Origin of the sequence: Mesorhizobium robiniae (assembly GCF_040545535.1) — a bacterium.
Lineage (GTDB): Bacteria > Pseudomonadota > Alphaproteobacteria > Rhizobiales > Rhizobiaceae > Mesorhizobium > Mesorhizobium robiniae.
In genome coordinates this window covers 115,725-128,454 of sequence record NZ_JBEPMC010000011.1, presented here as the reverse complement: position 1 = coordinate 128,454, position 12,730 = coordinate 115,725, and the positions used below count along the sequence as shown (strand labels likewise).

General features: G+C 63.2%; 13 protein-coding genes. 9 read left to right on the top strand and 4 right to left on the bottom strand.

What is annotated here, in order from left to right; genetic code table 11:
* The first annotated feature begins 10 nt into the window (after positions 1–10).
* The 3 genes from ABID19_RS26545 to ABID19_RS26535 all read left to right on the top strand — a co-directional run bounded on the left by ABID19_RS26545 (position 11) and on the right by ABID19_RS26535 (position 3,888).
* Complete coding sequence (locus ABID19_RS26545) at positions 11–2,002, top strand: glycoside hydrolase family 127 protein (RefSeq protein WP_354493873.1); 1,992 nt, start codon at positions 11–13, stop codon at positions 2,000–2,002.
* Between the two features lie 103 nt (positions 2,003–2,105).
* Entirely contained in the window at positions 2,106–3,269 is a 1,164-nt protein-coding gene (locus ABID19_RS26540) for a hypothetical protein (protein ID WP_354493872.1), read from the top strand.
* Positions 3,256–3,888 (top strand): hypothetical protein, encoded by a 633-nt coding sequence (locus ABID19_RS26535; protein ID WP_354493871.1) that lies wholly within the window; start codon positions 3,256–3,258, stop codon positions 3,886–3,888. Before ABID19_RS26540 ends, ABID19_RS26535 begins: the two co-directional genes overlap by 14 nt.
* On the opposite strand, the gene ABID19_RS26530 is transcribed toward ABID19_RS26535, so the two are convergent.
* The 3 genes from ABID19_RS26530 to ABID19_RS26520 are packed head-to-tail and all read right to left on the bottom strand — an operon-like array spanning position 3,885 to position 6,052.
* The gene (locus ABID19_RS26530) at positions 3,885–4,334 is read right to left on the bottom strand and encodes a GtrA family protein (protein ID WP_354493870.1); all 450 of its coding nucleotides are present in this window, start codon (positions 4,332–4,334) and stop codon (positions 3,885–3,887) included. The two genes, ABID19_RS26535 and ABID19_RS26530, sit on opposite strands and share 4 nt — an antisense overlap.
* Entirely contained in the window at positions 4,312–5,004 is a 693-nt protein-coding gene (locus ABID19_RS26525) for a class I SAM-dependent methyltransferase (RefSeq protein WP_354493869.1), read from the bottom strand. Before ABID19_RS26525 ends, ABID19_RS26530 begins: the two co-directional genes overlap by 23 nt.
* A complete protein-coding gene (locus tag ABID19_RS26520; RefSeq protein ID WP_354493969.1) occupies positions 4,979–6,052 on the bottom strand; it encodes a glycosyltransferase family 2 protein in 1,074 nt (357 codons plus the stop codon). Before ABID19_RS26520 ends, ABID19_RS26525 begins: the two co-directional genes overlap by 26 nt.
* Before the next feature lie 347 nt (positions 6,053–6,399).
* Between ABID19_RS26520 and ABID19_RS26515 the strand changes: the two genes are divergently transcribed.
* From ABID19_RS26515 to lpxK, 6 genes are all read left to right on the top strand, one after another.
* Positions 6,400–7,743 (top strand): TldD/PmbA family protein, encoded by a 1,344-nt coding sequence (locus ABID19_RS26515; protein WP_354493868.1) that lies wholly within the window; start codon positions 6,400–6,402, stop codon positions 7,741–7,743.
* Positions 7,730–8,536 carry a 3'(2'),5'-bisphosphate nucleotidase CysQ gene (locus ABID19_RS26510; RefSeq protein WP_354493867.1) on the top strand — a complete coding sequence of 269 codons (807 nt, stop codon included), beginning with the start codon at positions 7,730–7,732 and terminating at the stop codon, positions 8,534–8,536. Before ABID19_RS26515 ends, ABID19_RS26510 begins: the two co-directional genes overlap by 14 nt.
* A gap of 76 nt (positions 8,537–8,612) precedes the next feature.
* Entirely contained in the window at positions 8,613–8,858 is a 246-nt protein-coding gene (locus tag ABID19_RS26505) for a DUF4170 domain-containing protein (RefSeq protein ID WP_095485661.1), read from the top strand.
* A gap of 5 nt (positions 8,859–8,863) precedes the next feature.
* A complete protein-coding gene (locus ABID19_RS26500; RefSeq protein WP_354493866.1) occupies positions 8,864–9,652 on the top strand; it encodes a lysophospholipid acyltransferase family protein in 789 nt (262 codons plus the stop codon).
* Positions 9,649–10,965 carry a lipid IV(A) 3-deoxy-D-manno-octulosonic acid transferase gene (gene waaA / locus ABID19_RS26495; protein ID WP_354493865.1) on the top strand — a complete coding sequence of 439 codons (1,317 nt, stop codon included), beginning with the start codon at positions 9,649–9,651 and terminating at the stop codon, positions 10,963–10,965. Before ABID19_RS26500 ends, waaA begins: the two co-directional genes overlap by 4 nt.
* Position 10,966: 1 nt before the next feature.
* Positions 10,967–11,995, top strand: a complete 1,029-nt coding sequence (lpxK, locus tag ABID19_RS26490) for a tetraacyldisaccharide 4'-kinase (RefSeq protein ID WP_354493864.1) — start codon at positions 10,967–10,969, stop codon at positions 11,993–11,995.
* A gap of 454 nt (positions 11,996–12,449) precedes the next feature.
* On the opposite strand, the gene ABID19_RS26485 is transcribed toward lpxK, so the two are convergent.
* The gene (locus ABID19_RS26485) at positions 12,450–12,683 is read right to left on the bottom strand and encodes a DUF2093 domain-containing protein (protein ID WP_027153867.1); all 234 of its coding nucleotides are present in this window, start codon (positions 12,681–12,683) and stop codon (positions 12,450–12,452) included.
* Between the last annotated feature and the right edge of the window lie 47 nt (positions 12,684–12,730).

Sequence of the window (12,730 nt, the reverse complement as noted above, 5' to 3'; positions counted from 1 at the left end):
GGAGTAAATCATGACCGCATCGCAATCCGCCAAACCGGCCGCCAATTCGGGCAAGCCGAAGCTCGCCTTCCGCCCGCTGCCGGTGCCGCAGGTCGATATCAGAGGCTTCTGGGGCGACCGTGTCGATGCCGTCGCCACCAGGACCGCCGACATCCTCTATGACCGCTGCGTCGAGGCGCGCATGCTGGAGCAGATCGACCCGGACCGGCCATCGCCCGGCGTCGTCATTCCGTTCCACTCACCCTCGCCGGACGAGGCCGCTGCCGCCGGCAACGAGTTCACCGGCTCGACGGTGACCACCCAGATGTTCTGGGACTCAGATTGGGGCAAGACCATCGAGACCGCGGCCTATTCGCTTTATCGCCGACGCAATGACGAGCTGGAGAAGAAGATCGACGCCGTCATCGACATGTACGGCAAGCTGCAGCAGCCCGACGGTTATCTCTCGAGCTGGTACCAGCGCATCCAGCCCGGCCTGCGCTGGACCAATCTGCGCGATTGTCACGAGCTCTACTGCGCCGGCCATCTCATCGAAGGCGCGGTCGCCTACTACCAGGCCACGGGAAAACGCAAGCTGCTCGACATCATGTGCCGCTACGCCGACCACATCGCCGAAACCTTCGGCCCCGAGCCCGGCAAGAAAAAGGGCTATTGCGGCCATGAGGAGATCGAGCTGGCGCTGGTCAAGCTCGCGCGGGTCACGGGCGAGCAGAAGTACATGGACCTTGCAAAATACTTCATCGACCAGCGCGGGCTTGAGCCGCACTATTTCGACAAGGAGGCGCGGGCCCGGGGTGAAGACCCGAAGGCCTATCATTTCAAGACCTACGAATACAGCCAGTCGCACAGACCGGTGCGCGAGCAGGACAAGGTCGTCGGTCATGCGGTGAGGGCGATGTATCTCTATTCCGGCATGGCCGATATCGCCACCGAATATGGCGACGACACGCTGCGGGTGACGCTTGACCGGTTGTGGGACGATCTCATGACCAAGAACCTCTACATCACCGGCGGACTTGGACCGTCGTCGCACAATGAGGGCTTTACATCAGACTACGACCTGCCCAACGAAACCGCCTATGCCGAGACCTGCGCTTCGGTCGGACTGGTGTTCTGGGCGAGCCGCATGCTCGGCATGGGCCCTAACGCGCGCTACGCCGACATGATGGAGCGGGCGCTCTACAACGGCTCGATCTCGGGCCTGTCGCTCGACGGCTCGCTGTTTTTCTACGAGAACCCGCTGGAAAGCCGGGGCAAGCACAACCGCTGGAAATGGCATCGCTGCCCCTGCTGCCCGCCCAATATCGGGCGCATGGTCGCCTCGATCGGCAGCTATTTCTACAGCCTGTCGGATGACGCGCTGGCCGTCCACCTCTATGGAAACGGAACGGCTCGTTTCGATATCGCTGGCCGACCGGTAGAGCTCATCCAGACCAGCAACTATCCATGGGACGGCGCGGTCTGGATCGGCGTCGAGCCCGAGGCGCCGACCGAATTCACCTTGCACCTGCGGCTGCCGGCCTGGTGCCGCAAGGCGGCGCTCAAGGTGAACGGAGAGGCAGTCGATCTGGATGACATAACCAGCGACGGCTATGCCGCAATCCGCCGCGAATGGCGCAAGGGCGATCGGGTCGAGCTCGACCTCGAAATGGCGGTCGACCGCCTCTACGCCAACCCTGAGGTGCGGCAGGATATCGGCCGCGTCGCGCTCGCCCGAGGTCCGCTGATCTATTGCGTCGAGGAGACCGACAATGCCGGCCAGTTGCACCGCATCGCTCTGCCACGGACGGCAAAGATCGAGGTGCGTGAGGAGCCGAACCTTCTGGGTGGCATCGTCACGCTCTCGGCCGTCGCCAGCAAAGAAGCCTCTGAAAATTGGCAGGACGGACTGTATCGCACCGAACCGCCGGCGGTGGAGGAGGCGAAAGTCACCGCCGTTCCCTATTTCGCCTGGGACAACCGCGATCCCGGCGAGATGCTCGTCTGGCTGAGGGATTCCTGATCCGCGGATCTTGAGCCGGCAAACGCAGCGTCTTGAATTTGCCGCCACGGCGCTAATTTAAAGGGGAGAGTGGCTCCAGCCACTCGACTGGGTGGAGGCAGAGTTGGCGCTCGAAGATGTCGCGCGTCCGAGCGCTGGCGGTCGCTCTATTGCCGTAGCCGTCGCGGCGGTGCCGTTGCTGTTCGTGGTCAGCGGACTGGCCATACGCTATGCAGCATTTGCTTCTGTATCGGAGGAGCCGGGTTTCGCGGCTTATGCCCGTGCGCTCTGCCGGTGGGATTGCGCCTGGTACATTGACATCAGCGAACAAGGTTACGAACGCTTTCCCATTCCAAACCAAAGCAATGTCGGTCGCTGGGGCTTCTTTCCACTCTATCCGATGTTGGTGGCGGCGATCCGGGTCGTTTTCCCTTTCCAGACGATACTGGTCGCCACCATCACCTCCATTGTTTGCAGCTACGCCGCCTGTCTGGTGGCATGGCCGCTGCTGGAGAAGAACATGCGGGCCTATGTGCTGTACTGCGCCTTTCTGCTCAGCGGCCCGTTCTCCTTCCATTTCACCACTTTCCTGACCGAACCTCTTTTCGTGCTGCTGACCTCATGCGTTTTTCTCGCGCTAAACCGCTCCAGCTATCTCGCCGCGGGCGTTGCATCCGCGCTCCTCTCGGCGACGAGGCTGGTCGGGGTCCTCGTCGTATTTGCGACCGTCATTCAGATGTTCAGGCAACACCGTGAGCAGGGCGGATCGGCGCTGTCTTTTCCACGCTGGCTGCTTGGCAGGCCGGATCTGCTCGTCGCTATCCTCATCTCGCCCGCCGGCTTGTTCGCCTACATCCTGTTTCTTTATCTGACGATCGGGGACGGCTTTGCGTTCTTGCATGTCCAGCGCGCATTCGGACGGGTAGCGGGCAATCCGCTCGTCTTTCTATGGGACGGGCTCTCCGCCGTTCCGGCCACAGGATGGCTGCCCACCGCGCCGCAATGGAGCGCGCTGGCCGCAATTGCCGGATTGGCGCTGTCGGCGGTGCTGGCGGCTCGCAGGCAATATGGCGCTGCGCTGTTCTGCGCGCTCTGCATCATCCTGCCACTGATCACCAACCTGGCCTCCATGGTCAGATATGTGGTTGGGCTTGCACCTCTGACAATGTTGCTCGCCGTCCTGCTATCGGCGTCGAGGCTGACTTACCCAGTTGCTTTGGTTCTCTTCCTGGGTGCCTGTTATTTCATGACCGTGGCGTGGATCGGAGGCTACCTTGCCCTGGTCTAGCATTCCGGCCCCGTATCGGCACGCCGCCTGGCTCAGCGGCTATGCGCTCGCGACGGTTCTGGCCGGGTCCGAGATTGTCATTCTTGCGCTTGCTCTCAATCCGAACGTCAACGCCGACTATCGCGCCTACTACATCGATCGGACGACGACCTGCCTCAACCGCGATGCGATCGGCGGCTACATACTTGGCCAGACGGTATCCTTCCGCAGCGACGGCGCCAAACAGGCAGCCAGCATGAAAGTCTGCGGCTGGTCGGGGCCGGCAGGCGACGGCACCCATTCGCTGGGCGAGACCTCGCGGCTTCGCGTGGGGATACCGCCGCTCGGTCACGGCTTGGCTGCCACGCTGCAAATGGCCGCCGTCATTCGTCCGCCACAGATCACGCAGAGGGTTGTGATCTCGGTGAACGGCGTTCGGGCGCATGCGGTGACGCTGTCTGGCAAGGAAGCACGAATCGTCTCGTTCGTCATCCCACCGGCGGCTCTCGGCGAGAGCAAGGCACTCGACATCGCCTTCGATTATCTCGACGGCATTCCGCAAACTCCGGCAGCCAGCAACATATACAACCGCGCCATCAAACTGGTGTCGTTCCGGCTGGATGCCGTCGAGACGGATTAGCGGTCGCCTTGCCGGCCGGGTCTTCCCTGCGCAAAAACCCATCGGTCGAGCATGAGAAGATTGATCGCCGGAATGAGCAAGCATGTAACCAGAATGCCAATGATGGGCGACAGGCCGAGTTTCATCGTCAAAAGCGCCGGCACCACGTATGCCATGGCGAAGCCTGTCGCCGTCAGCAGGACAAAACGCGCAGCTTCCGATCGATGCGAGCCGCTCGACATGAATGTTACCGACTTGTGGGCGAGATATGAAAACACGGCGGCCGCGGCGTAAGCCGAAAGCGACGCCTGGACGGGCGTGACGCCGATCCATTCCGATTTGATCAAGACGGTAGCCAAGCCAGCGTAAAGGATCGTCGCAGCGATGCCGACCAATCCGAAGCGTGCCAGCAGCTTCAGCCCGGCGCTGGCCGTCGAACGGCCCTCAGACATGCGCGCTGCACGCATACTGGGCTCCGAGCGGTAGGCGCGCGAGCACGCGCTCGAGTTTTCTGGCGAAAGACCTGGTCGAGGGCAGCAGCAGGAAGTGCTCGGATCGGATGTCCCGAAAACCCGACTCCTTAAAAAGGGACCTTGCCTTGGCGGCGTTGAGCAGAATCGCGTCCTGGTCGAATGGACACCGCAACACCGCAAGACGCGTCAGCGGATTATAGGGATTGTGCTCGATGATGCAGGCGACGCCACCCGGCCGCACGACGCGCCGCATTTCCCGGAAGAAATCGAGCCAGGAGATCGGCGGAACGTGATGGACGACGCAACTGGCGAAAGCCAGATCGAACGTGCCGTCTTCATAAGGCAGGCCCGGCGTGGTGCAGGCCCTGTAGGCCACAAATGGATTGTCTTGGCCGGCGCGCAGGATCGATTCCTTCGAGACGTCGCAGCCATCCAGGCTCTCGAACGCGCCTTCGAGATAAGGGTGGAGCGATCCGACGCCGCAGCCGACATCCAGCGCCCGCACATCAGCCCCGCCCTGCCGAAGCTTTCGCTCGACGATGAGGCGGCGCAGCAGGTCGGCCTTGGCGGCCAGAAAGAAGTCGTGCTTGAGTCCGGAAAACCGGACAGATCCTGCGACCACCTCGCCATAGTTTGATTTATAGCTGTCGAAGAGTTCGGCCATCAGCCGAGGCTCCGTTCCTGGGTTTTCGGATTGAACGACGGCTCTCACCAGGGGTGGCGATACGCATCGCCTTGTCGAAGCCGGTGGCCCGATCGATCACGTAAAGCGGACGGCGTTTCACCTCGGCGTGGATGCCGCCGACATAAAGCCCGACTACGCCGGTCATGAAAAGATTGATGCCGCAAAGGAGCGACACAATCACCACCGTGGATGTCCAGCCTGCGATGATGCCGGTTTCAAAAATCCAGGCGAAGATGGCGTAAGCACCGAACAGTACCGCAAGCGCGGAGATGGCCAATCCGCCCCACAGCGCCATTCTCAGCGGCTTCTCGGAGAAGCTGACGATGCCGTGAACGGCAAGGTGCATCATCTTCCAGAAGGGATATTTGGTCTGGCCCAGGGTCCGCGCGGGGCGTTCGAAAGGCACCGCCGTCTGCTTGAACCCCATCCAGGCAAACATGCCCCTGACGAAGCGGTCGTGTTCGGGCATTTGCTTGAAGGTTTCCAGAGCCTTACGGCCAACCAGGCGAAAATCGCCGACGTCGCGCGGGATGTCGACCGACGTCATTTTCTCCAGCAGACGGTAGAAGAGATTCGCCGTAATGCGCTTGAACCAGGATTCGCCCTCACGCTTGACCCGGCGGGCATAGACGATCTCGAAACCTTCCTTCCACTTCGCCACCAGATCGAGAACCACCTCCGGCGGGTCTTGCAGGTCGGCATCCATGACGATGACCGCATCACCCGCAGCCGCGTCCATGCCGGCCGTGATCGCGACCTGGTGGCCGAAATTGCGGGAAAGCTCGATCAGCCGGAAGCGCGGCTCGGCAGCGACCACCTTCTGAAGGTATTCGACGCTTCCATCGAGGCTTCCGTCATCGACGAAGATCGCCTCAGCCTCTCCGTCCAACCGGCAGATCAGCCAGCTGATCCGCTCGATCAGTTTAGGCAGCACCTGCTCTTCATTGTATATGGGAAGGACCAGCGAGTACCGCGGCGGCGACACGTTCACCGCAGTCCTGATGCTTTGGATCACAGAGTCTCGCATGCGGTTGAAAATGGAACGCAAGCTACAAAGTTCCAAGGATGCACAAGAAATTGCTAATTTAATGGTTGGGTCAGAGGTCGATCATGAGTGGAAAAAGGACGAGGGCGACGTTACCGCAATCGAACGTCCACACGTGATCGAGGAACGGCATCAAAGGGGCTGTCGGCCAGTCCGCACCTGGCGCGAAGCAGCCTTTGAGGAGCCGCTTCGATCATGCCGCCTAAAGCCGATGTCCGCTGGCCGATCTATTCTGCTTGCCACTTCTGCCATTGCACAAGCCACATCGGAACAATAGATGGTGCGGAGCGGCCGCCACTAATGTCAGGCGGAAAAACAGGACTATGTGCATGACCGATACGCTGGACTCAGCGAAATTGACCGACCGCGTCGCGGCCCTGGTTGAGGCTGCCAAGCGGGCCGGCGCCGACGCCGCCGACGCGGTTGCGGTGCGCGGCCGCTCGACCGGTGTGTCGGTGCGGCTTGGCAAGGTCGAGGGGACCGAAGCGTCCGAGAGCGAGGATGTCTCGCTGCGCGTCTTCGTCGGCAAGCGGGTGGCGAGCGTCTCGGCAACCGCTGCCTCCGACCCGAAAGCGCTGGCCGAGCGCGCTGTTGCGATGGCGAAGGTTTCGCCCGAAGATCCCTATCAGGGCCTCGCCGATCCGGCTTTGCTGGTCAAGAAGCCGCGCGATCTCGATCTGTTCGACGCGACCGAAGTTTCGGCCGACCAGTTGAAGGAAGCAGCGCTGGCTGCGGAAGCGGCGGCACTTGCCGTCAATGGCGTTACCAATTCGGCCGGCAGCGGCGCCAGCGCCGGTCTTGGCGGGCTGGTGCTCGCCACCTCGCACGGTTTTGTCGGCCACTATGTCGCGTCGCGTTTTTCGCGCTCGGCCAGTGTCATCGCCGGCGAGGGCACCGGCATGGAGCGCGATTATGAATTTTCCTCGCGCCAGCACTATTCCGATCTCGACGCGCCGGAGGACATCGGTCGCAAGGCCGGCGAACGCGCTGCCCGCCGCATCGGCGCGCGCAAGGCGGCGACCGGGCCGGTCAATGTGGTATTCGACCCGCGTGTCGCCCGCGGCATCGCCGGCCATCTCGCCAGCGCCATCAACGGCGCGTCCGTCGCACGCAAGACCAGCTTTCTGCGCGACATGATGGGCAAGCAGGTAGCGGCGGCCGCGATCACCGTCACCGATGAACCGCTCCGGCGCCGTGGCCAGGCGTCGCGTCCGTTCGACGGTGAAGGCGTCGAGGGCGAAAGACTGCTCATGGTCGAAAAAGGCATTTTGAACCACTGGTTCCTCTCAACCTCGGCCGCGCGGGAATTGGGACTGACCACCAACGGGCGCGGCTCGCGCAACGGCTCCTCCGTCTCCCCGTCATCGACCAACCTCGCCATCGAGCCGGGCGAGCGGACGCCCGAAGACCTCATCAAGTCGCTCAAATCAGGTTTTTACGTCACCGAAGTGTTCGGCCAGGGCGTCGACATGGTGACCGGCGAGTACAGCCGCGGCGCTTCCGGCTTCTGGATCGAGAACGGAGAGCTCGCTTATCCGGTTGCGGAAGTGACCATCGCCTCGAACCTGAAGACCATGTTCCTCAACATGGTTCCGGCGAGCGATCTCGATCGCAATTTCGGCACCGCCGCACCAACGCTTCTGATCGAAGGCATGACCCTTGCCGGAGCTTGACCAAGTCACCTCGGCCGGAGCCCGCGAGGATCTGCCGCTGCTTCGCGACGCTGCCCGCGAGGCGGGCATCATTGCCATGCGCTATTTCGGCAACAACCCGCAAGTGTGGATGAAGGGCGGGACCTCGCCGGTAAGCGAGGCCGATCACGCTGCCGACGCCTACCTGCGCGAGACCTTGCTTGCGGCACGGCCGGACTATGGCTGGCTCTCGGAGGAGACGGCCGACGATCCCGCAAGGCTTGCTGCCCGCCGCACCTTCGTCGTCGATCCGATCGACGGCACGCGCGGCTTCCTCGACGGGCTTCGCTCGTGGTGCGTCAGCGTCGCCGTGGTCGAGGACGGCCGCACGCTTGCCGGCGTGCTCGAATGTCCAGCCACGCAGGAGACCTATTGGGCGTTGCCCGGTGAAGGGGCGTTCCTGAATGGCCGTCGCATCGCCGTGCGCGGTCCGGCAGCGATGGTCGAAATCGGCGGGCCGAAGCCATTGGTCGGCCTGCTGCCGGCCGAATGGCAGGGCCGGCTGAGCCGCGTGCCCTATATTCCCTCGCTCGCCTACCGGCTGGCGATGGTCGCCAATGGCGCGCTCGATGCAACCTTCGTCAAACCCAACGCACATGATTGGGACATCGCCGCGGCGGACCTCATTTTGCGCGAGGCAGGCGGCGCATTGCTCGACCAGAAAGGCCGCGCACCGCGCTATGCCGGCGAAGTGATCAGCCACGGCGCCCTGGTGGCCGGCAGCGGCGAACTGCTTGCCGTCCTCGCCGGCATCATCGCCGGGCTGGACGGTTGAACATATCATCAATGGTTCCAAAGTCGGCGGCTTTGGTCTAGACCTGTCACAAACTCACGATATGTGAAGGACCGACATGACCGCGGAAGACGGAAAGAAGCAGCTTTTGCACCTGGTGTTCGGCGGCGAACTGAAGACGCTAGGCGGGACCGAATTCCGTGATCTCGACGCGCTCGACATCGTCGGCATCTATCCGGATTATCAATCTGCGCAAACGGCATGGAAGGCCAAGGCCCAGGCCAGCGTGGACAATGCCCATATGCGGTATTTCGTCGTTCACCTGCATCGGTTGCTCGACCCCGACACCAAGGCTGCCGATTGAAATCGATGGATCATGAAGCGGTGAAAGGACCGGCGACGAGGTCCGGCGTCAGAAGGCATCCTGGCGGCACCCCACGGACATTCTGGCGCAAGATTCGCGAACCGCTGGCGCAATCGCGATTCGTCAAGAACGCCATCGCCAGCCTGTTTGCGCAGTTCGTTCGTCTCATCCGCCTGACCAATCGTGTTGTCGACGGATCGGCGCAGATATCGGGCGGCGCTTATTCGCAGTTCGAGCCGGGCATCATTGCGCTGTGGCACGGCCAGCATCTTTTGACTCCGGCCTACTATCCAAAGGGGCGACCGCTGGTCGCCATGGTCTCGCGCAGTGCCGATGCCGAGCTCAACGCGCTGATGATCGAGAAATTCGGCATCGAGGCAGTGCGCGGCTCGGGTGGGCGCGAAAGCTCGAAGCATCTCGACAAGGGCGGCGCCAAGGCACTGATTGCCTTGAAAAAGTCGCTCGCCACCGGCAAGAACGTCGCCATGATCGCTGACATTCCGCATGGCACGCCGCGCGATGCGGGGCTTGGCATCGTTCTCCTGGCGCGGCTTTCAGGCCGGCCGATTCTGCCCGCCGCCATCGCCACCAGCCGCCGCAAGGTGCTCGAGCGCAGCTGGGACAAGACCACGATCAATCTGCCGTTCGGCCGCTCCTCGATCGTCGTGGGAACGCCGGTGTTCGTTCCGGCCAATGCTGACGAGACCGAAATGGAACGCAAGCGCCAAGAGGTCACGGACGCGCTCAACGCCGCGACCGCCGAAGCCTACCGCCTCGTGGATGGCTCGAAATGAGCGGGCGCTGGGCGCGCACCTTCCTGACGGCGTATCGTTTCGCAGGCGCAGCCGCCTATCCGCTGGTCGGGCCTTATGTTGCCTGGCGCACCTCCAGGGGCAAGGAGGACCGAGTTCGCCGGCGTGAGCGCTATGGCATCGCCGGGCGCGAGCGCCCCGAAGGGCCGGTGATCTGGATTCATGCGGCGAGCGTCGGCGAGACCATTGCCGTCGTGCCGCTGGTCGAGAGCATTCTCGACTACGGCGTCAACATCGTGCTGACGACGGGGACCGTCACTTCGGCTCAGGTTGCCGAAGAGCGGCTCGGCGATCGCATCATCCATCAATATGTGCCGCTCGACCTCAAGCCGGCGGTCAGCCGTTTCCTCGACCATTGGCGGCCGGATCTGGCGATCATCGCCGAATCGGAGATCTGGCCGATGACCATCCTAGAGCTCGGCGCGCGCCGTGTGCCGCAGGTGCTGGTCAATGGCAGGCTGTCGGACCGTTCCTTCAAATCCTGGAAAAAGCGCGCCAACATCGCCGAGGCGCTGTTCGAAAATCTCGCTCATGTCGTCGCCCAGTCGGAAATCGACGGCGAGCGCTTTCTCTCGCTGGGCGCCCGGCCGGTCACCGTATCCGGCAACCTCAAGGTCGACACCACGCCGCCGCCAGCCGATGAAAAGGCGTTGTACGCGCTCAAGCGTCAGATCGGCGCGCGCCCGACTTGGGCGGCGATCTCGACCCATGAAGGGGAAGAGACGGTGGCCGCCGAAGTTCACGCGATGCTGCACAAGCGGCACCATGGCCTTTTGACGATCGTCGTCCCGCGCCATCCCGATCGTGCCGAAGCGCTTGCCGCGCAGATTTCCGGGATGGGCCTGAAAGTCGCTCGGCGCAGCAAGGGCGACAGGATCACCGCCGATACGGACATTCTGCTCGGCGATACGATCGGCGAGATGGGGCTTTATCTCCGGCTGACGGAGATCGCCTTCGTCGGCCGTTCGCTCACCTCCGAGGGTGGCCAGAACCCGCTGGAGCCGGCCATGCTCGACACCGCAGTTCTGGCCGGCCGCAATGTTCAGAATTTTCGCGAGACCTATCAGCGCCTGCTCGACAGCGGCGGCGCCAAGCTGGTGCGCGACCGCGACATGCTTGCCGGCGCGGTCAATTTCCTTTTGAGCAATGAGGTGGCTCGCCACGAGATGATGGCAGCCGGTGCGGCGACCGTCGAAGAGATGCGCGGCGCGCTGGCGTGCACGCTGAAATCGCTCGAGCCCTACATCCAGCCGTTGGTCGTCAAGTCGCGCCTCAAGGGCGCCAACGGCCGCTAAGGTGGCCAGCGAAGCACCACCCTTCTGGTGGGAAGAACCGGACTGGCGCGCGCTGGCGCTGGCGCCGCTGTCCGCGATCTATGCCCTCGTTGCCGGCCGCCGCATGCGCTCGGCGGCACGTGAAAAAGTTGGGGCGCCGGTGCTGTGCGTCGGTAACTTCACCGTTGGCGGCACCGGTAAGACGCCGGTGGCGATCGCGCTCGCCGGACAGGCGAGGCGCATGCAGCTCAATCCCGGTTTCCTGTCGCGCGGCCATGGCGGCTCCTTCGCACAGCCTCATGTCGTCGATCCGCATCACGACGCCGCCAAGCATGTCGGCGACGAGCCGCTGCTTTTGGCCGAGCACGCACCGGTCGCGGTGACGCCGAATCGCGCAGCCGGCGCGCGTCTTCTGCTGGAAAAGCATGGCTGTGATTTCCTGATCATGGATGACGGCTTCCAGAGCGCGCGCATCCATATCGATTACGCGCTGGTCGTCGTCGACGCGCGCTATGGCGTCGGCAACGGCCGCGTCATTCCTGGCGGTCCGCTCAGGGCTGGTATCGTCGACCAGCTGGTGTTCACCAGCGCGCTGCTGAAAATGGGCGAGGGCCTTGCTGCCGACGCGGTCGTGCGCCAGGCGGCGCGTGCCGGCCGGCCGATCTTCGAGGCGTATACGCGGCCAAGCAGCACGGCGGGGCTGGCCGGCAAGCGGTTTCTGGCCTTTGCCGGCATTGGCCATCCCGACAAGTTCTTCGACACGGTCCGTGAAGCTGGCGGTGAAGTCGTGCTGACCCGGTCGTTTCCGGACCATCATTTCTATGGCGAGGACGAGCTTGCCGAACTGGCAACGACAGCGCGAGGTGCCGGACTTGCCCTCATCACCACCGCCAAGGACGCCGCCCGGCTGCGCCACGATGCCGCGCTCGCTGATTTCCTCCGACAGCTCGATGTGCTGAAGATTGAAACCGTGTTCGATCCCGACCACGTGCCCGAACGCATCATCGAAGAGACGCTGGATGCTTGGCGGCAGCGCAAGTTGCGGGGGTGATTTTCCAGCGTCGCGGCGATGCCGACCTTTGATGCAGCGGGACAGCGCCCCCCTCTGTCCTGCCGGACATCTCCCCCTCAAGGGCAGGGGAATCGCATATGGCAGCGCCAGCCCCCTCTCCGGCCGCTGCGCGGCCACCTCTCCCCCATTTCATGGGGGCGAGGAGCGCCAATCGCCGAGCTCGCAGCCATGGAAAGCTTGGTTCCTCGCCCCCACAAAGTGGGGGAGAGGTGGCTCGGCGAAGCCGAGACGGAGAGGGGGAGCGCCATATGCGATTGCCCTGCCCTCAAGGGGGAGATCAGCTGTCATCTCGGGCCTTCGCCAATCTCCATCGTTGCAAGAAAGGGCGTAGCGCCGAAACTGCCAATCTCCCCCCTTGAGGGGGAGATGCCCGGCAGGGCAGAGGGGGGCGCGACGGATCGCTACAGAACAGGTTTCGTTCTGCGCTGGCGTCCTACCGTCGGCTGCGCAATTCGGGATGTGCCTCGATCTCGCGGCGCAGCGAGGCCGCGGCACTCACATAGGGCTCCTGCCTGGCGACGCTCCAGTATTTGAGTTCATCGAGCGGGATGCTTTCGCCGGTGACCGCGCAGCGCACGAAGGCGCCGGGGCTGGTCACCTGGAAGTCGCCGTCCAGGTAGCGGATACGGGCTTCCTTGCCGCCGGGGCCTTCGAAACGGTTCATCATGACATGGAGCCAAGGTTCATGACGATGTCATCGCCACAAATTGCCGG

Excerpts from the sequence above, each read along its gene's own strand:
- ABID19_RS26545 (WP_354493873.1), top strand. The coding sequence starts at position 11 with ATGACCGCATCGCAATCCGCCAAACCGGCCGCCAATTCGGGCAAGCCG.
- ABID19_RS26530 (WP_354493870.1), bottom strand. The coding sequence starts at position 4,334 with ATGCGTGCAGCGCGCATGTCTGAGGGCCGTTCGACGGCCAGCGCCGGG.
- ABID19_RS26525 (WP_354493869.1), bottom strand. The coding sequence starts at position 5,004 with ATGGCCGAACTCTTCGACAGCTATAAATCAAACTATGGCGAGGTGGTC.
- ABID19_RS26520 (WP_354493969.1), bottom strand. The coding sequence starts at position 6,052 with ATGCGAGACTCTGTGATCCAAAGCATCAGGACTGCGGTGAACGTGTCG.
- ABID19_RS26515 (WP_354493868.1), top strand. The coding sequence starts at position 6,400 with ATGACCGATACGCTGGACTCAGCGAAATTGACCGACCGCGTCGCGGCC.
- ABID19_RS26505 (WP_095485661.1), top strand. The coding sequence starts at position 8,613 with ATGACCGCGGAAGACGGAAAGAAGCAGCTTTTGCACCTGGTGTTCGGC.
- ABID19_RS26500 (WP_354493866.1), top strand. The coding sequence starts at position 8,864 with ATGGATCATGAAGCGGTGAAAGGACCGGCGACGAGGTCCGGCGTCAGA.
- waaA (WP_354493865.1), top strand. The coding sequence starts at position 9,649 with ATGAGCGGGCGCTGGGCGCGCACCTTCCTGACGGCGTATCGTTTCGCA.
- ABID19_RS26485 (WP_027153867.1), bottom strand. The coding sequence starts at position 12,683 with ATGATGAACCGTTTCGAAGGCCCCGGCGGCAAGGAAGCCCGTATCCGC.